The 24,407-nt window shown below is 38.9% G+C and carries 19 protein-coding genes; all 19 read left to right on the top strand.

Features of this window, described 5'->3' with window-relative positions:
• Positions 1 to 14: 14 nt before the first annotated feature.
• The 19 genes from A7985_RS17255 (at position 15) to A7985_RS17165 (ending at position 23,830) form a co-directional block, all read left to right on the top strand.
• Positions 15 to 884, top strand: coding sequence for a glycosyltransferase (locus A7985_RS17255; RefSeq protein WP_065791665.1), 870 nt, complete (start codon positions 15 to 17; stop codon positions 882 to 884).
• Positions 885 to 1,940, top strand: a complete 1,056-nt coding sequence (locus A7985_RS17250; protein WP_065791664.1) for an N-acetylneuraminate synthase family protein — start codon at positions 885 to 887, stop codon at positions 1,938 to 1,940. It abuts the gene before it with no gap.
• On the top strand, positions 1,941 to 2,624 hold the full coding sequence (locus A7985_RS17245; protein ID WP_065791663.1) for an acylneuraminate cytidylyltransferase family protein: 684 nt from the start codon (positions 1,941 to 1,943) through the stop codon (positions 2,622 to 2,624).
• Positions 2,617 to 3,642 carry a nucleotidyltransferase family protein gene (locus tag A7985_RS17240; RefSeq protein ID WP_065791662.1) on the top strand — a complete coding sequence of 342 codons (1,026 nt, stop codon included), beginning with the start codon at positions 2,617 to 2,619 and terminating at the stop codon, positions 3,640 to 3,642. The genes A7985_RS17245 and A7985_RS17240 overlap by 8 nt, the downstream gene beginning before the upstream one ends.
• Complete coding sequence (locus A7985_RS17235) at positions 3,602 to 4,852, top strand: capsular polysaccharide export protein, LipB/KpsS family (protein ID WP_141685393.1); 1,251 nt, start codon at positions 3,602 to 3,604, stop codon at positions 4,850 to 4,852. The genes A7985_RS17240 and A7985_RS17235 overlap by 41 nt, the downstream gene beginning before the upstream one ends.
• A gap of 2 nt (positions 4,853 to 4,854) precedes the next feature.
• Positions 4,855 to 6,006 (top strand): hypothetical protein, encoded by a 1,152-nt coding sequence (locus tag A7985_RS17230; protein WP_065791660.1) that lies wholly within the window; start codon positions 4,855 to 4,857, stop codon positions 6,004 to 6,006.
• A gap of 47 nt (positions 6,007 to 6,053) precedes the next feature.
• Positions 6,054 to 7,346, top strand: coding sequence for an O-antigen polymerase (locus A7985_RS17225; RefSeq protein WP_141685392.1), 1,293 nt, complete (start codon positions 6,054 to 6,056; stop codon positions 7,344 to 7,346).
• A gap of 36 nt (positions 7,347 to 7,382) precedes the next feature.
• Entirely contained in the window at positions 7,383 to 8,504 is a 1,122-nt protein-coding gene (locus A7985_RS17220) for an acyltransferase family protein (RefSeq protein ID WP_065791658.1), read from the top strand.
• A 47-nt stretch (positions 8,505 to 8,551) separates the two neighbouring features.
• Positions 8,552 to 10,396 (top strand): asparagine synthase (glutamine-hydrolyzing), encoded by a 1,845-nt coding sequence (gene asnB, locus A7985_RS17215; protein ID WP_065791657.1) that lies wholly within the window; start codon positions 8,552 to 8,554, stop codon positions 10,394 to 10,396.
• 25 nt (positions 10,397 to 10,421) lie between these two features.
• Positions 10,422 to 11,561 (top strand): N-acetyl sugar amidotransferase, encoded by a 1,140-nt coding sequence (locus tag A7985_RS17210; protein WP_081228074.1) that lies wholly within the window; start codon positions 10,422 to 10,424, stop codon positions 11,559 to 11,561.
• A complete protein-coding gene (gene hisH / locus A7985_RS17205) occupies positions 11,558 to 12,181 on the top strand; it encodes an imidazole glycerol phosphate synthase subunit HisH (RefSeq protein ID WP_065791656.1) in 624 nt (207 codons plus the stop codon). Before A7985_RS17210 ends, hisH begins: the two co-directional genes overlap by 4 nt.
• Positions 12,175 to 12,960, top strand: a complete 786-nt coding sequence (locus A7985_RS17200; protein WP_063378450.1) for an AglZ/HisF2 family acetamidino modification protein — start codon at positions 12,175 to 12,177, stop codon at positions 12,958 to 12,960. The genes hisH and A7985_RS17200 overlap by 7 nt, the downstream gene beginning before the upstream one ends.
• Position 12,961: 1 nt before the next feature.
• On the top strand, positions 12,962 to 15,100 hold the full coding sequence (locus A7985_RS17195; RefSeq protein ID WP_065791655.1) for a bi-domain-containing oxidoreductase: 2,139 nt from the start codon (positions 12,962 to 12,964) through the stop codon (positions 15,098 to 15,100).
• A 38-nt stretch (positions 15,101 to 15,138) separates the two neighbouring features.
• On the top strand, positions 15,139 to 16,740 hold the full coding sequence (locus A7985_RS17190) for a heparinase II/III family protein (RefSeq protein WP_256096786.1): 1,602 nt from the start codon (positions 15,139 to 15,141) through the stop codon (positions 16,738 to 16,740).
• Complete coding sequence (locus A7985_RS17185) at positions 16,737 to 17,897, top strand: glycosyltransferase family 4 protein (protein WP_065791653.1); 1,161 nt, start codon at positions 16,737 to 16,739, stop codon at positions 17,895 to 17,897. Before A7985_RS17190 ends, A7985_RS17185 begins: the two co-directional genes overlap by 4 nt.
• Before the next feature lie 6 nt (positions 17,898 to 17,903).
• A complete protein-coding gene (locus A7985_RS17180; protein ID WP_065791652.1) occupies positions 17,904 to 18,833 on the top strand; it encodes a UDP-glucose 4-epimerase family protein in 930 nt (309 codons plus the stop codon).
• A gap of 15 nt (positions 18,834 to 18,848) precedes the next feature.
• Entirely contained in the window at positions 18,849 to 19,397 is a 549-nt protein-coding gene (locus A7985_RS17175) for a sugar transferase (RefSeq protein WP_065791651.1), read from the top strand.
• A 129-nt stretch (positions 19,398 to 19,526) separates the two neighbouring features.
• A complete protein-coding gene (locus A7985_RS17170) occupies positions 19,527 to 21,476 on the top strand; it encodes a polysaccharide biosynthesis protein (RefSeq protein WP_065791650.1) in 1,950 nt (649 codons plus the stop codon).
• Between the two features lie 236 nt (positions 21,477 to 21,712).
• Positions 21,713 to 23,830, top strand: coding sequence for a YjbH domain-containing protein (locus tag A7985_RS17165; RefSeq protein ID WP_065791649.1), 2,118 nt, complete (start codon positions 21,713 to 21,715; stop codon positions 23,828 to 23,830).
• Positions 23,831 to 24,407 lie beyond the last annotated feature (577 nt).

Raw genomic sequence — 24,407 nt, 5'->3', positions numbered from 1 at the left:
ACAAGAAGATTAGTATGGATAAGCCAAAAATATGCTTCTTAACAACAGTATTCCCGATGGAAGCTGAAGTAGTAGAACAGTATTTTGAATCCCTAAGCAAGCAAAGTTACACTGACTTCGACTTGGTGATAGTGAACGATGGCCTTGTTGATTTAGATAGCTATGTAGCAAAGTACACAGACTTAAATGTGGTTGTAATGGATGCGGAGGGTCGCACGCCAGTTGAAAATCGAAGACTACTGATAGACTTTGCCTATTCGAATGGATACCAAATTGCTATTTTCGGTGACTCGGATGATTATTTTTCTGCTTCGCGAGTAGAAAGTTCGCTAAAGGTGTTGGCGCAAGGGTGTGACATATTGGTCAACGAACTGCATATGTTTAGTGCCCAAAGCAGTACTGTAACCGCAGTATTAGAACCTCATTTTGAAAGGCATCAAGTAATCAATTTTGAAGATCTCCTCGATCGAAACTGTATGGGCTTGTCCAATACCGCGGTTAACCTTTCACGAGTACAGCTTGATTCTTACTTTGAAAATGCATTGAACTTAATCGCTTTAGATTGGTATCTCTTTTCTCGTGCCCTGCTCGATGGGGCAAGAGTTCAGTTTACTGATGAGGCGATCACCTTCTATCGACAATATGGCGCGAATACGGCCAACCTGATACAAGTTGACAAGCACTCAATTGAGCGAGCTTTAAATGTAAAACTGCAACATTATACAAAGATGAAAGAGTATTCAGATGCTTATGTTGCACGTGATAAAGCAGTACAAGAAAGCATTAATAACGATGTCATTTCTTCTGAATATATTAATAAACAAATAGATAAAATTATACTACCACCACTATGGTGGGAGATTCCTATAATTGAGGATGTATAAATGAAATTAACTGAATCTAAAGAGATTTTTAACTTTTGCACACCATATATCATCGCTGAATTAGGCGCAAACCACAATGGTGATATGGAGCTGGCTAAAAAGTTAATCATTCAGGCAAAAGAAGCTGGTGCAGATTGTGTTAAGTTTCAAAGCTGGTCAAAAGACTCCGTATTTAGTCGTAAGAAATACGACGATAACTACTTTATCGCAGATGATTATAGAGATAGAGATGATTTCACAATGGAAGAAATCGTAGAAGAATACTCTATTTCTGAAGAAGAGCTGCTTGAAATGAAGTCGTTTGCTGCTGAGGTAGGAATTGACTGTTCTTCAACACCGTTTTGCCGCTCGGAAGTAGACTTCTTGGTAGACAAATTAGAGTCACCTTTTATTAAAGTTGCGTCTATGGATCTAAACAACTATCCATTCCTAGACTACTTAGCACGTAAAGGTAAGCCAATTATTATCTCTACTGGTTTAAGCGAGTTATCTGAAATTGATAAAGCGGTTAAAACAATTGAAAATGCAGGCAATACTGATATTTGTATTTTGCACTGTGTATCTACATACCCGCCGGTAGACAGCGATGTGCACTTAAATAACATCAAAACACTACAGCAAGCATACCCGAATTATCCAATTGGATTTTCTGATCACACGATTGGTGTTGAAATCCCACTAGCTTCTGTCGCTATGGGTGCTGCTGTAATTGAGAAACATTTCACGCTTGATAAAAATATGGAAGGGTGGGATCACAAAGTTTCTGCAACGCAAGATGAAATGCAACAGATCGTGAGCGGTGCAAAGCGTATTAATGATGCATTAGGTAGCTTCCGAATTTCTGCTACTGAGTCTGACGAGAAAAAAGAAGAATTTAGACGCAGCATCGTGTTAACTCGATCAATGAAAGCTGGTGATACGATCGCACTAGAAGACCTAGAGTTTAAGCGCCCAGGCACTGGTATCCAACCAGAGTTTGCTGAGTTTATTGTTGGTCTAACGGTGAATAAAGATCTACCTTATGACTACATTTTAACTAAAGATGACTTGTCATAAATGATAGCAATTATACCTGCTCGTGGAGGCTCGAAAGGGCTTCCAGGAAAGAATATTAAGGATCTGTTAGGTAAGCCCATGATTGCTTACACCATTGAAGCCGCGAAAGCATCAAAACATATAACAGATATTATTATTTCAACTGATTGCGAAGAGATTTATCGGATTGCTATTGAGCATGGTGCTAGGGAAACGTTCTTGAGGCCTGCTGAGTTAGCAACGGATGAAGCCCAAGCAATTGACAATTATATCTATACAATAGACAGATTAGAAAAAGATTTTTCCATGAACATCGAGTCATTTGTGGTGTTGCAACCAACATCGCCATTGAGATCGACGGAAGATATTGATAAGTCTATTGAGATGTATAAAAACTCGAATGCGCGATCTGTTATCAGCTACACAGAGGAACATCACCCTCTTACGTGGCATAAATACATAAAAGAAGACGGCAGCCTCGAAAATATCTTTGAAGATAAGTTAGATAATAGGCAGAAGTTTAGAATGTCGCATTATCCAACTGGTGCAGTATACGTATTTAATACTCAGTTGATTAGAAGCCGAAACTACTTCGATGAATCGACTAAAGCTTACATCATGCCAAGAGAGCGCTCTGTCGACATCGATACGGAAGAAGACTTTAGATATGCTGAGTTCTTGCTTGGGAGAAATCGAGATGAGTAGTGTTTTAAAGTTAAGTGAAAACCCTAGCTTTGAGTTGGCAATTGAACTACTAGATTCGAATGGAAATGGCATACTACCAGTAATAGACAAAGATGGTAAGTTTGCTGGGATCATTACTGATGGTGATATTCGCAAAGCGATTCTTTATAAAAATTTAAATCTTGAAAGCATAATCAATAAAGAACCTTATACGCTTGATCCGAGCTCAAGTGAGCAGCAAAAAGTACAATTTTTAAAAAGCATTAAGCGTCGTCAATTGCCTTTGGTTGATCACGAAAGAAATTATGTTGGTATGTTTACCTTAGACGAACTCGATTTCTCGACACGAGATAACTGGGTCGTAATTATGGCTGGTGGACTAGGGTCTCGCTTAGGTGAGTTAACGAAAGAACTGCCAAAACCAATGCTACAAGTGCGTGGTAAACCAATTCTTGAGCGAATTATTGAAAATTTTGTCGAGCAGGGATTTACTAAGTTCTATTTGGCCGTGAACTATAAAAAAGAGATCATTAAAGATTACTTTCAAGACGGTAAGAAGTTTGGCATTCAAGTACGCTATTTGGAAGAAAGTAAGCGCTTAGGTACTGCTGGTGCACTCGCGTTAATTGAAGAGCAGCATGGTGAACCGATGCTGATTAGCAACGGCGATGTACTTGCTGACATTAACTATGCTGAATTGGTTGACTTTCATGAACGTTCTTCCAGCATGGCAACGATGTGCGTAAAAGAGTATGAACACATAGTCCCGTATGGCGTCATTGAAACGGAAGGTGACAAGATCACTGGCCTAAAAGAAAAGCCTCGTATTCTTTTCAATATAAACAGTGGGGTTTACTGTATTGATCCCAAAGTTATCAATAGAGTACCTCAAGATACTTTTTACGATATGCCAACTTTATTCTCTGAGTTGATGAATGAAGATTTGCCTGTAACTGCTTACAGCTATAACCAATACTGGATCGATATTGGACGCCCAGATGACTTCAAAAAAGCGAACGATTTTAATGAAATTCAATAATTTGAACCGAAGTGAAGCACTGGTTTGTGTCGGAAGATGTAATAACTTTAATGATATAACATTAAGGTTTTCGAAAGAATTTTTAGGGTTAGAAAAATATACAACAATTTCAGAGTACCCCGGTGCAGATCACTTTGTCGATTTGCAAAAGCAGAATATATCCGATCTTCATTCAGATGGCTGGTTAGCTGTAAAGAATACCATTAGCATTGAAGAAGTGATTCTTAAAGATCGTCTATTGAGAAATATCAGCTACTTTGAAGCTAAAGAATTAGTCGTTAAAGTGGCTAAGTACTTTTATGAACTTTATTCTAAAAATAGCTTTAAAGTACTCGTTGTCCATCCAGTAGATAATTATGTCATGGATGTGATGGTGCAAATGGCAGAGAAGTTCAATATTGCTGTTTATGGCGTTTGTGCATTTTTTGTGGGTGGATATAAAAGAGTCTCCGTTTTTGGCGAGCACAATGCGATAAGAGAAGTTAGTCAAGAAGAGGTGCAGACGTTTAAGAAGAAGATAACTGATAAGTATAAATCACCAATGGTTTCTTCTTTTAGCAAAGCACTTAAAGGCAGTATCAGTTATTACTTTAAGTATAAGTTGAAATATTTATATTTCTATTTATTAAAGTATAAACTTTTAGGTAGGCTAGAGTATGACTATATCTCTACACCTCATGCTGCAACAGTAAACAAGCTAACGGATTTATTTCCATTTAAGTACTTCAGTACAACGTTACCAGAGAAAGTCTCAGATAATGATATATACATTCCTATGCATTATCATCCTGAAGCAACCATAGAGTATTGGGCGAGTGATACTACCTTCGTAGACTATCTTACAAGTTTGATAGAAGTCGTAAGAAAGCTCTCTGATGAAGGTTTCAATGTGTACTTAAAAGAACACCCTGCAATGTGTTTTAGACAGGATAAGTCGTTATACAAGAAACTGCTTAATATTAAAAATGTAAAGATAATAAACCCTTATGTCGAAACAGGCCAAGTTTTGGACATGTTTAACAATGTCGCAGTCTGGACTGGTAGTACAGGAATTGAAGCTTTACTTAATGATAAAAAAGTATACTTTATCAGCTCTAACTACTATTTCTCCAAACAAAATGACTCTTTATACGAAGTGAAGCAATTCACAACGGAACAAGAAAAAGACGACTTTGTAGAGTATTTATTACAAAATACTATTATTTGGTAACTATGAAGACGATTATTTCTAGATATGCGTTATATTCACTCATAGCTATTGAAGTGTTGTTAATGCCTTATTTGGTTTCCAGTGAGTTTTATATTGAATTAGAATACTATAAATTTATAGTATTCTTTTTCCCTTTTGTGTTAGTCGGGGCTCAATCTGGCTTTCTATACTATAACTACACTGAAAAGCAAGATAAGTTTATAACATTGCTTTTATTTGGTGCTATCCATGCACTATTTTGTTCGCTCGTTTTTTACAATTATTCAGGGCAGTTTTTGTATAGCGTATCTGCTTTCTTGATGGTTATGATGGTCATTATAGAGCAGAGAGTGCAAGTAGCTCGACACTTTACGCTCGCCTTGATGGTTAAACCCTTAATTTCGATCTTTTTAATTGGGTTTGCATCACTGTCTTATTTTTATCCTTCGCTTGGTTTTGAGAAGATAATTTTTATAGGCGCTTTTTTATCTACCTTCATAATTTGGAGCAGCGCCGCGTTTTTTAGTTTAAGAGATAAACTGAACTTTCGAGAAGTTGGAACGCTTAAAGACTATACTAATCTTATCAAAAAAGGGTTTTTCATTAATGTTTCCACACTATTACTGATGGGAATGTTTTTTTTAGACAGAGAGATAATTAAAGAGTATCACCCTGATTTTATTGGTACTTACTCTTTTTCCTTTAATATATCTCAATTCGTTATTTTGGCATTGACGACTATAGGATATGTGAATACTGTTAATTTAGGAGAAAGCGTTGCCAATATTGACTTTGATAAAATTTTCAAAAATTTACTTTTTACATATAAAATCTATTTTGTTTTAGTCGTATTGTTTTTAATATTTATTTCAATACTAGATAAATTTTATGAATTTCCTGATTTAATGCTAATCGCAATGATTCAAGTTGCTTTTGTTGGCAATTTTTTCTCTATCAATAGCATTTCTGCTGTTGCTCTTTACAAGGGGATGCAGAAAAAAATGACAGCAATATTTTTTGGAATATTTATTGTTAACATAGCCTTTTCGTATATTTTTATTTTGAATGACACAGTGTATTGGGCTCAGTTACTGAAAACGGGAATTTTACTTAATGTGTACTCTTGTTTTCTATTATATTCAGTTTATAAATCGACTTCTAAAAAAGATTTTTAATAGTTGTTTCTAACTCTTGGACTCAGCCACTATGGAGTATATAAATTTTGTTTTTTAATTCAAATCTTACAGTAAGTAGATTTATATATTTTTCTATGTTCTTTTTTATTCCATGGGTGATAGTTGTATTTCTTCGAGCTTATGGGCCAATATCACATGAAGAAATAAGTTTATATTTGGTTGTGTTTATTGGTTTGTCAATTTTATTACCCTATCTTAGCTATATAATAGGGTTTTTCCTTGTTCGTAGTGAAAGTGCTATTAGTCAGTTGCCGGAGAAAAGTAACTTCATTGGTGAAAATAACTCGAATATTGATAGGGTCGCAAAATTTTTATTAGTATTAGCATTCATTTTTCCTGTAGTCGCATTGTTTGATTTCCTGTTTTTAAAAGGTGCAAGTTTAGGCGGGATTGTTGCGCAGCGTGAAGCTGAGCATATGAGCGGCCCAAGAAACTCATTATCTGGAGCATTGATAACTCTTTTGTCTGCGATATCGCCTATTTTCTATGTGTTTATTATGGAAAATTACGAACTAGCGAGAAAGAAGAAAATTATCTATAGCTTAATTGCATTTGTAGGTATTTGCTGTTTATTCCTATCCGGGGGAAGAAATGGTTTCTTTATCAGTATTCTATTTATCTTCTTTTACTCAAAGGTCTTTTTTGCTAATCGTGCTGAGAGCAAAGTAAAATCCAGCTTGCTTTCCAAGTTTATTTTGTATTCTGCGCTTTTATATTTCTTCTTCTTCTCATTAAATATTTTTATTGAAAGGTTCAGTATTCAAGGGTTTGAAGTAGGTTATATGCTGGAGTATTTGGAGCGAGAGTATAGTGTTAAAGTCTCTAAACCAGAAGGTTTGACAGGGTTCTTACTTGAAATATATTCGGTGTTAATTTATTTGATATTTTACGTTACCCATAGCTTTACATATTTAAATCAATACTTTGCTATAGACTATGAACCATTCCTTTCTGGTGGTTATAATTTCCCTTTATTAGCTCGAGTTTTTGACATTCTTTTTGGTTTTGATATTTATTCTTCAGGTAGAAGTGCACTATTAATTGAAGGTGTTTACTTAACTTTACCAGGCTCTTTGTATGTAGACTTTGGCTTTATTGGAAGTATATTGTTTTTATGTGTTTGTAGTTTTTACTTTGGATTTATGGCTAGAAACGTTAAGAAACTCTATTTCTATGAACGCTTCCTTTTTTGCTATTTATTGGTCGCGTTTACATTCTCCCCAATTTATGGCGTTTTTGGGACCGCAAATGGGTTTTCGTTTCTTATTATAATGAGTCTTGTGTTCCTTGTTTCAACTAGATTCAAATTGAGTCGGTAGCGACTAAGTACTTTGTTATTGCAAGGAAGCTCGTATATGAAAAAAATTGATCAGAAAGTATGTGATTTATCAGATTGGTTTAGGGGTATTGGGTGCATGTATATTAGCTTCGCTCATTTATTACAGGCGTTCTATGTACCTATAAATGGAGTGGACACTTTCTTTTCTATTTTTTCTTATGACATTGGCGAAATTTTAATTATGATTTTCTTTGTCATATCAGGGGTTTTTATAATGAACTCCATATTGGATAATATTGAAAGGTTTGATGGTTTTCACTCTCGATTATTTATTGCTAGTAGAGTTGATAGGGTTTATCCCCCATTATTATTTGCGTTGACATTGTCAGTAGGTGTTTATTTTTTTTGTGCTTACTTTCAAATAACAGATCTAGGAGGAGGTAATTTCCCTTTTCCTATATTAAGAGAACATGTGAGCTTTGACTTTAAAAATTATGTGTTTACTTTTCTTCTATTAAATGAGGTTATTAAAGGGATAGAGACGATAGGTAATAATGGGCCGCTTTGGTCTGTTGCACTTGAATTTAATATATATATGCTCGCTTGCGCCGCTATAATGTTCGCTGTTAATAGGAATGTATATGCTGGATTGATTGCAATTTTATTCTTGATGTATCAGATCTACTCATATAACACGCAGTACTTTATACATCTGGCCTGCTGGATAATGGGAGCAGTAAGTTGTCTGCACTTGCGTGGGTTGATCAAAATCAACCGTTCATTATTAGGTTGGGGGCTGTTGTTGTGTTGCCTCTATTTGGTAGGTCACTATGGCTATCTAATTCCGGAAGGAAGAGCGGTAGTAACACTATTTGAACTGACTAGAATCACTTTGATTTTTATGTTGATTTGCATATTTATAAAGTCGCTTTACTTGCCTAGTTGGCTTTGGTGTTTTAAGGGGTATGCTTATTTTAGCTATACTTTATACCTTGTTCATTTTCCAATTTATTTACTTGCTTTCTCTTTAATTGGAGAGAGCTTTATGGAATTTAGTCTGTTGTTAAAAATAGTAAGTGCTTCTTTACTTTATGCTTTCACTGTAATGCTATCAGCATACCTAGCTCGAAGGTTAGAAAGCGTTAGTTATTTTAGAAAGATGGTTCTTAATAAAAGCAAGCCGGTTAAGGCTATTTAGGTCTCACCCTGTGCTGAGCACAGGTATTAAAATTTTTAGAGAAAAAAATGTGTGGAATAGTTGGATTTAATTTTAAAAGCGAAAATAATGACTTCTTGAGTCTTGCTCCTCATAGGGGACCTGATAGCTCTGACTATACGTATATCGGTGGTTATACGTTGGGGCACAACAGACTGGCTGTTGTTGATCACAACGAAGAGTCGAATCAACCTTTTTACTCCGAGTGTGGAAAATATGTCATCGTTTTTAATGGTGAAGTGTATAACCATGCCGATTTACGAAAAGATCTGGCCGGAAAGTACCCATTCAAAACAAAATCTGATACCGAGGCGATGTTATACGCCTATATCGAATATGGTGATGAATTCGTACACAAATTGAGAGGGATGTTTTCTTTTGTAATTTACAATTCAGTTGACGATGAACTGTTTTGTGCAAGAGATAGAATTGGCATAAAACCACTCAATTATTACTTCAAAGATGGTAAGTTCATTTTTGCGAGTGAAATAAATGTAATTGCAAAGCTACTTGAAGAGAAGCCAAGTATCAACCAAGAGGCGATCAGGCAGTACATGAAGTACTTATACGTGCCTTGTCCCGATACGATTTTTACGGATATTAAAAAGTTACCTCCTGGCCATGTTATGAAATTAAAAGATGGTGAGTTAACGAGTAAACCGTATTGGGAAGCATCGCAATTTGTCGGTAAAAACTTAGGCTTAAGCGAAGGTGAAATACTTGAAGAGCTAGATTACCTTTTCGATGATTCTGTTAAGACTCGAATGATCGCTGATGTTGAATTGGGATCGTTTTTAAGTGGTGGTATTGATAGTAGCCTTATTCTTTACTACATGCAGAAGAATTCGGAAAAGAAAATCAACACCTATACCCTGGGTTTTGAAAATGCCGATAGCTATGATGAGTCTAGCGATGCAATGTTAATGGCGAAGCATTTTAATACTAATCACCAAGAGATATTAATTAAACCTGATGTCGTCAGTCTATTACCTAAAATGGTGAAGCATTTTGGGGAACCTTTTGCTAGCCCAACGTCTTTGCTTATTCATGAGTTAACAAAAGAGACTAAGAAATTTGCAACAGTCGCGCTTGCGGGTGATGGTGGCGATGAGGTTTTTGGTGGTTACCCAAAATATCAGGGGGTTCAATTAGCTGAAAAGTTGAATGCGGTTCCTAAATTTGTATTTAATGGGATTGCAAAGGTTACAGACTTAATCCCAGAGAATACATCAGGCAACCATTTGCCTCGTAGAATAAAAGCATTTGCATCTTCACTTGGTAAAGATGCAGCACAAAGGTATGATGACTGGTCGGCGTACATTAGCGATGAAGATTTAAGTAAGCTATTTAAAGACGACATCGGTTTTAGCAGTATCGTTTATGATAGCTGGAACTCGTTGGATACTGGTGATGGTATAATCACAAGCTCCCTAGTTGATTTAAGAACATATTTACCCAACGATATGTTGTACTATGGAGATATTATGAGTATGGCAAATGCGTTTGAAGTAAGGTTCCCATTGATTGATCATAACATCGTTGAGTTTATGACAAGTATAGACTCGCAATGGAGAATCAAAAATGGTCAAACTAAGTACTTAATGAAAAGGTTACTGCAAGGAAAGGTACCTGATCAAATCATCGCGAAGAAAAAACTTGGTCTTAATCCGCCAATGGGCATATGGCTGAAGCGTGATTTAGCGCCATTGTTGGAAGAGTACTTGTCAAAAAGTGTAATCGAAAAGAGAGGGATCTTTGATTATAAATATGTCCAACAGATAATTGATGAATTTACCACTAATAGAAAAGACCGTTCACTTAACTTGTGGGCCATGGTCGTATTAGAAGAATGGTTTAGGCAATATTTAGATTAATTTTAAACAAATCGAGAAACTTAAAGTGACTACTAATAATTATCAAGTCTGTACTAACTGCGTAATGGACACAACGGATTCGAAAATCACTTTTGATGAGAATGGAGTATGTGATCATTGTACGACATTTTACAATGATATAGAGCCTAACTGGCACACAGATGAAAAGGGATGGGCAGAGATCACAAAGATTGCTGCTGACATTAAAAAGGAAGGTGAAGGTAAAGAGTTTGATTGCATTATTGGTATGAGTGGCGGTATTGACAGCTCATACCTAGTTTACTTAGCAAAAGAAAAACTTGGCTTAAGACCATTGGTTTTCCATGTTGACGCTGGCTGGAACTCTCAGCAGGCTGTTCACAACATCGAGCAAATAGTAGATCGACTTGGCTTAGATCTTTATACAGAAGTTATCGATTGGGAAGAAATGAAAGATTTGCAGCTTTCTTTCTTCAAAGCGGGTGTTTCTCATACAGATACACCGCAAGATCATGCATTCTTTGCGACTATGTACAAGTTTGCTTCGAAGCATAAAATTAAACATATTCTAACGGGCGGCAACTACTCAACAGAGTGTATTCGAAACCCGTTGGAATGGATGTATTTCCAGTCAGACTCTCGTCAGATTAAAGATATTCAAAAGAAGTTTGGTACGAAGAAGCTGAAAAACTTCCCGTTGACAAATATCTTATGGCACAAAATTTACTTGCCATATATCAAAGGAATTAAGTTATATAGACCACTTGACTTCATGCCTTATGACAAAGAGGAAGCAACGCAGTTTTTAGTTGATAACTACGGTTATCAGCGCTATGCACAAAAACACTTTGAGTCTCGTTTTACACGTTTCTATGAGGCTTATTGGCTGTATAAGAAGTTTGGCTATGACACTCGTAAAGTACAGTACTCTAGCTTGATTGTTACAGGTCAAATGACGCGAGAAGATGCGTTGGAACGACTCAAAAAGCCACCATATGACCCTGAGACGATCGATGATGATTTCAGCTACATTGCCAACAAGCTTGGTATCACGACTGAAGAACTAAGAGGTTATTTGGAAGCGCCGAACAAAACCTACAAAGATTATAAGAACCAGCAATCTATTTATGATTTAGGTGCAAAGGTCATGAGAAAGCTTGGTCTTGAGAAAGGCGGCAAAAGATGATCGCTATAGTAGATTATGGCTCTGGGAATATTCAGGCCATTCAAAACATATTTACTAAGTTAAAGATTGAGACTTTTTTTGCAAGTACGCCGGAAGATTTAAAAAGGGCGGACAAGATTATCTTGCCAGGTGTTGGTGCTTTTGATGAAGCGATGACACAACTAGAAAAATCCGGAATGAGAGCAGCGCTCGATCACTTTGCGATGGTTGAAAAGAAACCTGTCTTAGGGATTTGTGTTGGTTTACAAGTCATGGCGAAAAGCAGTGATGAAGGTGAATTACCTGGGCTTGGCTGGTTTGACGCGTCAGTTAAGAAGTTCGATGAGTCAAAGATAGACTTTAAGCCGAAACTGCCACATATGGGGTGGAACGAAATTGAGCCGACAGAATCACATCCGTTGTTAAATGACATAGATTGTGAAAAAGGGTTCTATTTTATCCATTCATATTACTTTGATGCGCACGACCCAAAGGACGTGCTGATCAAAGCTCACTACGGTGATGACTTTTGCTGTGCTGTGAGAAAAGACAACATATTTGGATTCCAATTCCACCCCGAGAAAAGTCACTCGAATGGTATTAACTTATTTAAGAATTTTGCTGAGTTTTCATTATGTTGAGATCAAGAGTATCCCCGTGTTTACTCGTCCATAACAAAGGGCTAGTAAAAACTGTAAAGTTTAAAGATGCTAAGTATGTTGGGGATCCAATCAATGCTGTTAAAATTTTCAACGAAAAAGAGGTTGATGAACTGATTGTGTTGGATATTGACGCAACAGTTGAAAACAAGTCACCCGATTATCAAATGATAAAGCATCTTGCCAATGAGAGTCGTATGCCTTTGTGTTATGGGGGCGGTATTAAAACGCCTCAGCAAGCACAAGAAATCATTAAACTGGGTGTTGAAAAAGTCGCTATTTCAAGTGAAGCACTAAGCAATCCATCGGTGCTTAGAGAGATGGCAGATATCATCGGTAAACAGAGTGTGGTGGTTGTTTTAGACGTCAAAAAAACGCTGTTTGGCAGTTATGAAATATATACCCATAACGGAAAGAAAAAAGTCAAAAAGAAACTTGAGCAAGTTATATCTGAACTAGAAGAAATCGGAATTGGTGAGTTAGTGATCAATTCGATTGATCAAGATGGAATGATGAAAGGCTACGATATGAAGTTGGCCGAAAAAGTGCGAGATCTAGCAAGTGTTCCGCTCACTATACTGGGCGGGGCTGGCTCTTCAGAAGATATTTTAAAGCTGATTGAAAAGTTTAAAGTGATCGGAGCTTCTGCTGGGAGCCTTTTTGTCTTTAAAGGTGTTTACAAAGCGGTGCTTATTAATTATTTGACTCAAGATGCCCTCGCTAAGATAAGAAAGATCGCGCGTTCACAATTAGGAAAGTAAGATGAAACAAATTCTACAGGATATGGCGAAAGGCGGCTCGTCAATTGTTGAGGCGCCAGCTCCAAAAGCAACTAAGAACCATGTTGTCATTAATACCACCACAACTCTAATCTCTGCGGGTACAGAGAGAATGCTTGTGGATTTCGGTAAGGCAAACTTAATAGATAAAGCCCGCTCTCAGCCTGATAAAGTTAAAATGGTGCTCGAGAAAGTTCAAACAGACGGACTCATGACCACAGTTGATGCTGTGAAATCCAAGTTGGCCCAACCGTTACCGTTGGGATACTGTAATGTGGGTGTTGTAGAGCAAGCTGGCAGTGGCGTAGATACATTTAAAGTTGGGGATCGTGTCGTTTCGAATGGACCTCATGCCGATGTGGTGCGCGTGTCTAAAAATCTTGTTGCAAAAATCCCTGAGAATGTTTCTGACGAAGAGGCTGCGTTTACGGTTGTCGCCAGTATAGGCTTACAAGGTATACGTCTTGCCAACCCTACTATGGGTGAATCATTTGTTGTTACTGGTGTTGGACTTATAGGCTTGTTAACTGTGCAAATGCTTCGAGCTCAAGGCTGTAGGGTACTGGCCATTGATTTTGATCAGGCTAAGCTAGATATGGCAAAAGAGTTCGGGGCAGAAATTTGTAATCCGGGCCGAGGTGAAGATCCTGTCGCAGCTGGTATGGCATTTAGCCGTGGTAATGGTATTGATGGCGTCATTATTACTGCATCCACCAAATCGAATGACCCAGTTACGCAAGCCGCTCGTATGAGCCGCAAACGTGGTCGTATTATTTTAGTGGGTGTAACAGGCTTAGAGCTGAGTCGTGCTGATTTTTATGAAAAAGAGCTGACTTTCCAGGTATCGTGTTCTTATGGACCTGGTCGTTATGATCCTAACTATGAAGATAAAGGAAATGACTACCCACTACCTTTTGTTAGGTGGACGGAGCAAAGAAACTTTGAAGCTATTCTAGATATGATGGCTGGTGGCCAACTTAACGTAAAGCAGCTTATCACACACCGTATTTTGTTTGAAAATGCGACAGAAGCCTATGATTTATTGACGAGTGACAAGTCTGCACTGGGCATCCTTTTACAGTATGGTTCGCCTTCAGAGTCTCGACACACGTCAAAAGTAACGCTTAATTCTGAAGTCGTATATAAGCCGGGAGAACCTGTTATAGGGTTTGTAGGGGCTGGCAACTATGCATCACGGGTATTAATCCCTGCGTTCAAAAATGCGGGTGCACAGCTCCATAGCATTTCTACTTCGGGCGGTATAAACGGTGTTATCCATGGTAATCAAGCGGGTTTCAAAGAAGCGACCACAGATACAGACGCACTGATCCAAAGTGATGAAGTTAATACGGTGGCTATCGTAACCCGTCATAATAGCCATGCGCATTTTGTGAAGCAGTCCTTAAATGCTGGAAAGAATGTCTTTGTAGAAAAACCGCTGGCGATCACTCACGAAGAACTTGAGGAAGTTAAGTCTGCTTATGAAGAAGCGTCTCAATCAGACAACCCTCCTAAGTTAATGGTTGGTTTTAATCGCCGCTTCGCGCCACAAATACAAAAAATGAAGTCATTGATTGACCCGATAAAGGGGCCTAAGTCATTCATCATGACGATGAACGCGGGCAGTATTCCTGCTGATCATTGGACTCAAGATATTGCTGTTGGTGGCGGGCGAATTATCGGGGAGGCTTGTCACTTTGTGGATTTAATGCGCTTCTTAGCTGGCAGTGAGATTGTATCTGTACAAGCGCGTAGAATGGGTGATAGTGATGCAATAGATATCACGGAAGACAAAGCCGCGATCATACTCGGGTTTGCTGATGGCTCATTTGGTACAATTCACTATTATGCTAACGGTGCAGCAAGTTTCCCTAAAGAGCGAATAGAAGTGTTTGCTGACGGTAAAGTGCTGCAGCTAGATAACTTTGTAAAGTTGAAGGGCTTCGGCTTTAAAGGATTCAAGAAAATGAACCTTTGGAAGCAAGATAAGGGTCAAAACCTTTGCTCGCAATTGTTCTTAGACTCTATCCGTGACGGCAAGAGCGCGCCAATTGATATAAATGAGATTTTTGAAGTAGCCAAGATATCTATCGATATAGCCGAGCAACTTAGACAACAATGAGCGGCCAATTAGAAAGAGTACTTAAGATATTTCACACAGTGAAATATCTTAAGTTTAAGCAGATATATTACAGAGTTTACTATCGATTTAGTAAACCAAAGTTTATCGAAAGCGGCCAGCCAAGCAGCTCTGAATGGCAGTGGTCTGGACCATTACTGAACAAGCAGAGCTTGTTCAGTAATACCGATGTTAAATTTCTTAACCAAGCGGGAACGATTAAAACGCCTGCCGATTGGAATTGCGCAAGTAAGCCTAAGTTATGGTTATATAACTTACATTATTTTGATGACTTGAGCTCACAAGATGGGGCGCAGAGATACACTCTTCATAGAGACTTTATTGAAAAGTGGATTTCAGAAAACCCACCGTGTAGTGGAAATGGTTGGGAGCCTTACCCAATTTCCTTGCGGTTGGTAAACTGGGTCAAATGGTGCAGTGTGCAGCCCCAAGTGTCTCCCAAGCACCTTCAAAGTATGCTTGAACAAGCAAATGTGCTGACGCAGCAACTGGAATATCATATCCTTGGAAATCATTTATTCGCTAATGCGAAGGCATTGACCTTTGTTGGTGCTTATTTACAAGGAGAAAACTCTGCGCAGTTGTTAGCGCAAGGGATCAAGCTACTTAATGAAGAGCTTGATGAGCAGTTTTTAGCAGATGGTGCGCACTTTGAACTCTCGCCAATGTATCATGAGATCTTGTTATGGGATTTACTTGAGCTAATCGATTTGGCGATGACGAGTAACCGCTCTGAGCTAACTGCGTGCCTGCCAAAGTGGACTGGTATCGCAAGAAAAGCATTGAATTGGCTGTCATCCATGATACATGAAGATGGCGAAGTCAGCTTTTTTAATGATGCAGCTATTGGTATCGCGATGCAACCACAACAGATATTTTCTTACGCACACAAATTAGGGCTCAATCACGATAAAATAAATCAGCAGTTAATTACCAATCAAGATAGTGGATATAGCCGTGTTTCTTACGAGCAATATGCCATTATTTTCGACCATGCCAATGTTGGGCCTGACTATTTACCAGGGCACGCACATGCTGATACGTTAAGCTTTGAATTATCAATGGGTAAACAACGTGTCTTCGTAAACTCTGGTACGTCTCTATACGGCACAAGCGCTGAGCGTGTAAGGCAACGTCAAACAGCAGCACATAACACTGTCACTGTTTTAGGGTGTGATTCTTCACAGGTTTGGTCAGGTTTTAGGGTGGCTAAACGGGCGTATGCAAAATTAGAAAAGTCCATCAGTAGCACTGATAATGTACAGTTAGTCGCCAGTCACAACGGCTATTTGCAGCAAAGTCCTAATGTCAAGCATACACGAGAATTACTGTGTTCTCCTGACAGTGTCATTGTCAGTGATATGTTATCAAAGCAGCTCCCTGCTTGTTTTCACCTGCATCTTCACCCCGATGTTGATGTCATTAAACTTTCAGAGAAAGAGCTTAAAATCACAAAAGATGATGAAGTACTTTGCTTAATTAGTAGCGCAGAGCCCATAAATATCAAAGATAGTACTTGGCACCCTGAATTTGGTAAGTCCATTGCAAATAAAAAGATTGAGATAGAGTTTGCAAGCGGCAACTTAAGAACAGAAATCAAACAAATTAAGAGGGACTCGTGAGAATACTGGTTTTATCATTTTACTTTAAACCAGACTTATGCGCTGGCTCGTTTAGAACGACAGCTTTAGTGGAACAGCTAAAGCAGCAAGCTGGGGTAGAGGTCGATGTAGTCACAACAATGCCAAATCGATATGCAAGCTTTGATGCCGGGGCTAAAGCAGAAGAGACTGATGGCAATGTCAGAATAAGACGTATATCGCTGCCGTCTCACGAAAGCGGGATGCTAGACCAAATAAAATCGTTTAAAACGTTTTATCAGCAAGCTCAAAAGCTGGTTAAGAGTGAAAACTACGATCTTGTTTTTGCTACGAGTTCTAGATTGTTCACTGCGTTTTTGGGCGCTCGCGTCGCTAAAAATAAGAAGGTACCTTTGTACTTGGATATAAGGGATATTTTTGTAGATACAATTAAAGACGTTCTATCCCCTAAAGCGGTATTGCTATTAAAGCCAGTGCTTTCAGCCTTTGAAAAATATACATTTTCCTCAGCTAAACACATTAATCTTGTTTCTAAGGGGTTTGCGGGGTATTTCAAAGCCCGATATTCAAAGGCGAATTATTCTTGGTTTACCAACGGTATTGATGGTGAATTCTTAGACCTGCCTGATGTTAAAAGGGAAGTAAATTCCCAAGAAAAGGCGAAGCGGCTCGTCTATGCGGGTAATATTGGAGAAGGACAGGGACTGCACACAATTCTTCCTGAGTTTGCGAGTTTAACGCGTGAAAATTATTACTTCAGTGTGATTGGCGATGGTGGCCGAAAGCAGCAGTTGGTTGACAGGATTTCCGATGTTAGCAACATGGAACTATTACCACCTGTTAATCGGGCAGAGCTGATAGAAGAGTACTTGAGCGCAGATATACTCTTTTTACATTTGAATGATTATCCGGCATTTGAGAAAGTACTGCCGTCTAAAATATTTGAATATGCTGCGACGGGAAAACCTATTTTAGCTGGTGTGTCTGGGTACGCAGCGGAATTTATAAAATCGGAAGTTGCAAATGCTGAAGTTTTCTATCCTGGAGATCATCAAGGCGCGCTGCAAGCTTTGAATAAACTCAAACTTGAGCATACAGATAGAAACGATTTCATCAGTAAATATACAAGAACTAACATAATGAAAGATATGAGTGACTCGATTGTCGCGTTAAGGTAATTTTTCATGGATAAAATTTTAATTACGGGATACTCAGGATTTGTTGGTAGCCACCTTTTAGGTGCTCTTGATTCGCTAGAAAATGTTAATTTACTCGGGCGTTCGGCCCCTGCAAAGTGCAATAAACATTTAAAGGCAAATATTGATGCGCAATCTGATTACTCCTCCGTACTCGATCGAGTAGATGTTGTAGTGCATATTGCCGCTCGAGTTCATGTTATGAGTGATACCGCTGCAAATCCACTTGAGGAATTTCGAGCGGTCAATACGGAAGGCACACTCAACTTAGCAAAACAAGCGGTTGCGTCTGGCGTTAAGCGCTTTATATTTGTGAGTTCGATAAAAGTAAATGGTGAAAGTACTACCGGTAAGGAGGCTTTCAGTTCTGCAGACAAGCCAAATCCGGAAGATCCGTATGGCGTGTCTAAAGCTGAAGCTGAAGAGCAGTTATTGGCACTCGGTAAAGAGACTGGATTAGAAGTTGTCATAATTCGCCCACCACTCGTTTATGGGGAAGGTGTGAAAGCTAATTTTGCATCTTTGATGAAACTAGTTGGCAAAGGGTTACCTTTACCGTTTAGAGCTATCAGCAGCAATAGAAGAAGCTTAGTGTCTGTTTATAATTTGGTTGACCTTATTAAGGTATGTATTGACCACCCAAAGGCTGTAGGACAAGTGTTTCTTGTGAGTGATGACCGGGATGTGTCCACAGCGGCTATGGTTGCAATGATGGCAAAAGTTCAAAACAAACCTAATTTATCTATTCCTATTCCTTGCTGGTGCTTTAAAATAGCTGGCAAATTGCTGTCTAAAGAGGAAGTCGTTGATAGATTGACTGGTTCTTTGCAGGTTGATATTACACATACAAAAAATACGTTAGGCTGGCGCCCTCCCTATTCTCTTGAGCATGGGTTTCAAAAGGCGTGTAAACAGTAAATCTAGGAAATAAACATGATCCGCATACTTGACTTTATCTTTGCACTTTTCGGTTTGCTATTTGCTTTGCCGTTTTTGATTATTTTATACATTATAGGGATGTTCGACACGGGCTCACCGATTTTTAAGCAAGAAAGAGTAGGCCGTAACAAAAAGCCCTTTACCCTTGTTAAATTTAGAACAATGAAGGTAGATACGGCGTCAGTTGCTAGCCACTTAGCAAGCTCTGCTTCAATCACCCCATTTGGCGGCTTTCTAAGAAAAACCAAGTTAGATGAGCTACCGCAATTGTGGAATGTGCTCAAGGGCGAGATGAGCTTAGTGGGTCCTAGGCCTGGCCTCTTTAATCAAGAAGAGTTAACAAAAGCGCGAGATGCGGCGGGGGTGTATCATGTCAGACCTGGGATTACTGGGCTGTCACAAGTCAATGAAATAGACATGTCTACGCCTGAACTGTTAGCGAAAACAGATAAACAAATGCTAGATGATCTGAATTTAGCAAATTATTTTAAGTACATTTTAATGACCGTGAGTGGCAAGGGCAGCGGAGACCGCGTGAAATAAAATATCGATCGGCTAGTTTATAAAGCCGTATTGTAAAAGAGCAACTGAATGACAGTTGACGTTTTATTGTGTATTATTTTAACAATAACTCATCGTAAATAACGATGTATATAAGTTCAAGGATTTACAATGGATAGTTGGTTCAATTCTATTTTAAGAGCCTCTCGCTCTAAAAAGCGCCTTATTACCCTCGTGATTGATACCCTCTTTATTGTAAGTGCGTTTTGGTTGGCCCTGATCGTGCGACTAGATAGCTTTCAGCCACTCTTTGAAGTAGGGAACTGGCTTTTATTATCAGTCGTATTACCTTGTAGTTTGCTAGCGTTTGTAAATCTGGGCTTGTACCGAGCTGTATTGCGTTATGTTGGAGCGCATGCCGTAGGTGCCATTGTCATCGGTACTGTGATAAGTACAACTGTTTTGGTCGTTGCATCATTTTTCACTCATGTAGGCATTCCTCGTACGATGCCTATTATCTACGCATGGCTACTTATTTTAGCTGTTGGCGGTTCGCGGATTGTTGTTCGTGCTTTGGTAGGGCGAATGGCGACGGTCAATAAGACTCCAGTTGTAATATATGGTGCAGGCTCTGCGGGCAGACAGCTGTCACCAGCTATCGGTGCTGGCGATGAATATTATGTCAGTGCATTTATTGATGATGATAAGTCAAAGCAAGGCGCTATATTACAAGGCATTCCGGTTGTCCCATTTGATAGTATTTATAACCTGATAGAAAGAAATAAAGCTAAAAAAGTATTGTTGGCTATGCCAAGTGAAAGTAGAGCACGCCGTAAAGAAATACTTGCTCAGCTAGAAAAGCTACCAGTAGAAGTACTCACGATTCCCGGTATGGTGGATGTGGTTGAAGGCAGAGCGACATTAGATGAAATTAAAGATGTCGAAATAGAAGATTTGCTAGGCCGAGATCCTGTAGCACCAAAAGAAAACCTACTGAACTCCAATATCAAAGGGAAGTCAGTCATGATAACTGGTGCGGGTGGCTCCATTGGTTCGGAGTTATGTCGTCAAATTATCAAGCAATCGCCGAAAAAACTAGTCTTGTTCGAGCTGACCGAATTTGCATTGTACTCAATAGAGAAAGAGCTTAGCGAAGTCATTCGTAATAACAACCTTGAAATTGAATTGATACCGATTATGGGCTCAGTTCAACATATAAACAGACTGGAAACTTGCATGCTTGCATTTGGTGTGCAAACGGTTTACCACGCAGCGGCTTACAAACATGTTCCTTTGGTTGAACATAATGTGGTTGAAGGCGTACGAAACAATGTATTTGGCACGTATTATTCTGCCAAAGCGGCTATTAATGCAAAGGTGGAAACTTTTGTGTTAGTGAGTACGGACAAAGCCGTTCGCCCAACTAACGTCATGGGAACGACAAAGCGTATGGCTGAATTGTGTTTGCAGGGTTTAGCTCAGGGAAAAGAACGCGGTAAACACAATACGCGCTTTTGTATGGTTAGATTCGGCAATGTACTGGGATCATCAGGTTCGGTCGTTCCTTTGTTTCGAAGACAAATTAAAGAAGGTGGGCCTATCACTTTAACTCATCCTGATATCACGCGATTTTTCATGACGATTCCTGAAGCTGCTCAGCTAGTGATTCAAGCCGGTGCTATGGGAAAAGGTGGCGACGTGTTTGTATTGGATATGGGGGAGTCGGTAAAAATTAAAGATCTGGCGACTAAAATGGTCCACTTATCTGGGCTTGAAGTCAAAAGTGAAACCAACCCACATGGTGACATTGAAATAAAATGCACTGGTTTACGCCCCGGCGAAAAGCTGTATGAAGAGCTCTTAATCGGCGATAATGTAGAAAAAACGAGCCACCTAAGGATCATGACAGCTAAGGAAGTAATGTTACCCTTAGCAGAGCTGAATGTCTTTTTAGAAGCTCTTGATATTGCCTGTCATAATTTTGAGCATGAGAAAATCCGACAACTGTTATTAGACGCACCAACAGGATTCAACCCAACTGATGGAATATGTGATTTAGTTTGGAATGCGAAAAAAGAACAAATTGACTTTGATGATAGGAATGTTGTTAGTTTTAAATGATATAAAAAATGTTAGTTGTCTAACGAAGATGTGTATTGCCCATATTAAGTTAATTTAAAAAGTACCTTATATAGCAACTCTGAGTTAGGTAACTTGCATTAGTTTTGAGCAATTCGATATCCCGGTAGTATTTTTCTCTTCACGAATTTGTATCAAGAGTCTTTAAAAACCGGGCAGGTTAGTCCTAAATTGGATTGTGTAACTTATAATAAATATAACTCTTTGGACCTTGTAATATGTCTAAATTTTTTTCTCTGTTTGCATCGAGTTTGGTCGTTGTATCTGCACCGAGCTTTTCCTCTGAAAACCTGAATACTTTCCGAACATTTACTGGATTCACCGGGCTTATTAATACAACAAACGCAGAAGTATTAGAAGTTGGAGAGTGGGATGTAGGTTACAACAATATGCTTGATTTTCGGGGGAATGAGTATGTTGACGGTCATAATATTGCGCTTTCAGCAGGTCTCTTTGAAGGGCTTGAAGTGAGCGGCTTTATCGCTGCTAGCAGTATTCATGACAGCTTGTTTGACCCTAATGTTCAAGCTGAAGGTGACCAAATTCGAGATCTTTCCTTTAATGCCAAGTACCGTATTCCGTTAATACCTAAAGATTGGTTTAGTTTGAGTATTGGAAGCAAAGATATTGGTGGTGCCGAAAACCAATATAAAACACATTTTGCAGTGGCTTCAAAAGAATGGGATGACTTTCGCTTTTCTTTTGGTATAGCTAGTAGCGATCATACAACTGGTATGTTAGACGGTACCTTTGGTGGTATTGAATGGATGCCATTGGATTGGTTTGCATTGCAAGTAGAATACGATGCTGAGGCTGTAAATGCTGGGGCTCGAGTGACGGTGCCAAAAGAGTGGCTGTTTGATTTAGGTGAGCTTACACTAACAAGCCGCTTCTATAGTGGAACCGATTTCTCAGAAAAAGATGTTTATTGGGGCTTCAACTTTAAAGCACCATTCTCAGCGCAATACCAGCTTCGTAAAAAAACTGTAGAAGCAGCTCCAGCGCCTATCAAAGTAACAAATACAGTAGTGCCAACTCAAACTCGTTCCAGAATCTCTGAACAGGCCATTGCTCGAGAGAACGATACGAATTTACAGAAGGGTAAACAAACAACACCAAAAGCAGATATGAATAAGCTGGCACGGAAACTGAGAAATGTGCTTATCGCCGATGGTTTCGAGTCTGTAAGGGTAGGGTTTAATAGGAAGCCTGTTGTTATCGTCTCATTCGAGAATTCTGTATTCAATCGCAATGAAATTGATGCATTGGGTTTAGTAGCCGGGCGTATTACAGAGCTGTTTTCTCATACAAATGCTGATTTTGTTCTTCAATTGAAGAATCATGGTTTGCCAATGTTATCACTTTCTGGCGATGTTGGAAGCTACCAACGCTTTATCGACAATGGGGAAAGCCCACAAGTCAACGCTAGGTTAGGTGCAATGCGAAGTATTGGTGGTATCACTTGGGTTGGGTTAGAGAGTGCCAATAGCCCGTATTTCAAACCAAGAGTAACTATAAGCCCTGAATTGAGCTCTACCCATGCAACTGAGTTGGGTGTACTTGATTATTCCCTAGCGTTAAGAGCGGACGTCACCGTACCTGTTTGGAAAGGAGCGGGTTTTAATGTTTCTGCGCAAACTGTGGTATCGGAAAGTGACGACTTTGAAAATACGGGACCATTTAACGATCGTTCGGTGGACAATGGGGTAAGCAACGCCTTTTTCTACCAGACATATCAGTTACCTTTTGGTATTTACAATCAAACTAGAATAGGCTTCTTTAAAGAGTTCTATAAGTATACTGGTATTATCAATGAGACTGCCTGGGTTAGTCCAGAAGGTAACCACAAAGTAACTAATACCTACGGCTTTTTTGATTATAAAGATTATAACTCGGATCGAGATTATCACACGGTTGAGTATCAATATAACTGGGTTGACCAAGACATTACTTTTCATGTAACAGGTGGTAAGTTTTGGCGAAAAGACAAAGGTTTTAAGGTAGAAACTCGCTTCTGGTTTGGCGATAGTTACGTGTCCTTGTATGGTGAAGATACAAATGCACAAGTCGCTGGTATAGCTCTGAGTATCCCTTTATCTAAGCGCAAAAGTATGAATGTGACTAAGTTTGGCCAGATCAAAGGTAATCACGCATGGCGGCACCAAGTGGGTACGCGCGTAGGGGACGATAGTAACTTCCTTGTATATCAACAAGCTTATACACCGAAAACTGATATCAGCCTTAACAGAACATTCTTTAATCAGGGACGTAGCTCTGTTGGCTATATTTATTCTAACTTGCCTAGACTAAGAGAGGCATACCTAGCTTATAAGTAGGTTAGGTCTAGTTCAGCTGATACTGTGCAACTGCATGTGTGTCAGCTGACTCATTCAACTGTAAAGGCCATTCTTTAGCTTGTGTGCTTTTTAAATTGTCTTGACTTGTTCAAGTGAGTTATACAATCTCTTTGACTTAGAGTTAATAAATTAGCAGCAGCATTCAAAGTAAGCATCAGCTCTTTTCCCGTCAATACTCACAGTGGTTACCAAACTGCATTTATTTCCTTCTCTGTGTGCAAAATACTGATGCTTAGTATCTAGTTGAGTTTGTACTACGAGACTCCTAAAGCGTGGTAGATCATTTGTGTTGCTGAATAAGATATTTGATTCTTTACTAAATGAGTAAAAGCTAAAACGGCATATTAATAAATAATGTGGTAGGTGTACATTGCTCTATGTATTGTTTGATGCTGTGTAAAGTTGCGTGTTAAAGATTGTTACCGCTAGGCTATTACTTATCCACCTATCTTGATAGTGTTAATATTTATCGAGCTAAAGCAGCTTACAAAAGCACATCATCAGTATTCAGCATATAGAATATCTTTTCGAGGTTATCATTATTTTTCGAGTTAGA

The sequence above is a fragment of the Pseudoalteromonas luteoviolacea genome, from assembly GCF_001696455.1.
Lineage (GTDB): Bacteria > Pseudomonadota > Gammaproteobacteria > Enterobacterales > Alteromonadaceae > Pseudoalteromonas > Pseudoalteromonas luteoviolacea_C.
This window is presented reverse-complemented; position numbering and strand designations above follow the sequence as displayed.

What these genes read in the sequence shown, in the direction of transcription:
- A7985_RS17235 (WP_141685393.1), top strand. Translation starts at nt 3,602, where the DNA reads ATGACTTCAAAAAAGCGAACGATTTTAATGAAATTCAATAATTTGAAC.
- asnB (WP_065791657.1), top strand. Translation starts at nt 8,552, where the DNA reads ATGTGTGGAATAGTTGGATTTAATTTTAAAAGCGAAAATAATGACTTC.
- A7985_RS17175 (WP_065791651.1), top strand. Translation starts at nt 18,849, where the DNA reads ATGATCCGCATACTTGACTTTATCTTTGCACTTTTCGGTTTGCTATTT.
- A7985_RS17245 (WP_065791663.1), top strand. Translation starts at nt 1,941, where the DNA reads ATGATAGCAATTATACCTGCTCGTGGAGGCTCGAAAGGGCTTCCAGGA.
- A7985_RS17170 (WP_065791650.1), top strand. Translation starts at nt 19,527, where the DNA reads ATGGATAGTTGGTTCAATTCTATTTTAAGAGCCTCTCGCTCTAAAAAG.
- hisH (WP_065791656.1), top strand. Translation starts at nt 11,558, where the DNA reads ATGATCGCTATAGTAGATTATGGCTCTGGGAATATTCAGGCCATTCAA.
- A7985_RS17195 (WP_065791655.1), top strand. Translation starts at nt 12,962, where the DNA reads ATGAAACAAATTCTACAGGATATGGCGAAAGGCGGCTCGTCAATTGTT.
- A7985_RS17165 (WP_065791649.1), top strand. Translation starts at nt 21,713, where the DNA reads ATGTCTAAATTTTTTTCTCTGTTTGCATCGAGTTTGGTCGTTGTATCT.
- A7985_RS17230 (WP_065791660.1), top strand. Translation starts at nt 4,855, where the DNA reads ATGAAGACGATTATTTCTAGATATGCGTTATATTCACTCATAGCTATT.
- A7985_RS17180 (WP_065791652.1), top strand. Translation starts at nt 17,904, where the DNA reads ATGGATAAAATTTTAATTACGGGATACTCAGGATTTGTTGGTAGCCAC.
- A7985_RS17240 (WP_065791662.1), top strand. Translation starts at nt 2,617, where the DNA reads ATGAGTAGTGTTTTAAAGTTAAGTGAAAACCCTAGCTTTGAGTTGGCA.
- A7985_RS17255 (WP_065791665.1), top strand. Translation starts at nt 15, where the DNA reads ATGGATAAGCCAAAAATATGCTTCTTAACAACAGTATTCCCGATGGAA.
- A7985_RS17250 (WP_065791664.1), top strand. Translation starts at nt 885, where the DNA reads ATGAAATTAACTGAATCTAAAGAGATTTTTAACTTTTGCACACCATAT.
- A7985_RS17200 (WP_063378450.1), top strand. Translation starts at nt 12,175, where the DNA reads ATGTTGAGATCAAGAGTATCCCCGTGTTTACTCGTCCATAACAAAGGG.
- A7985_RS17220 (WP_065791658.1), top strand. Translation starts at nt 7,383, where the DNA reads ATGAAAAAAATTGATCAGAAAGTATGTGATTTATCAGATTGGTTTAGG.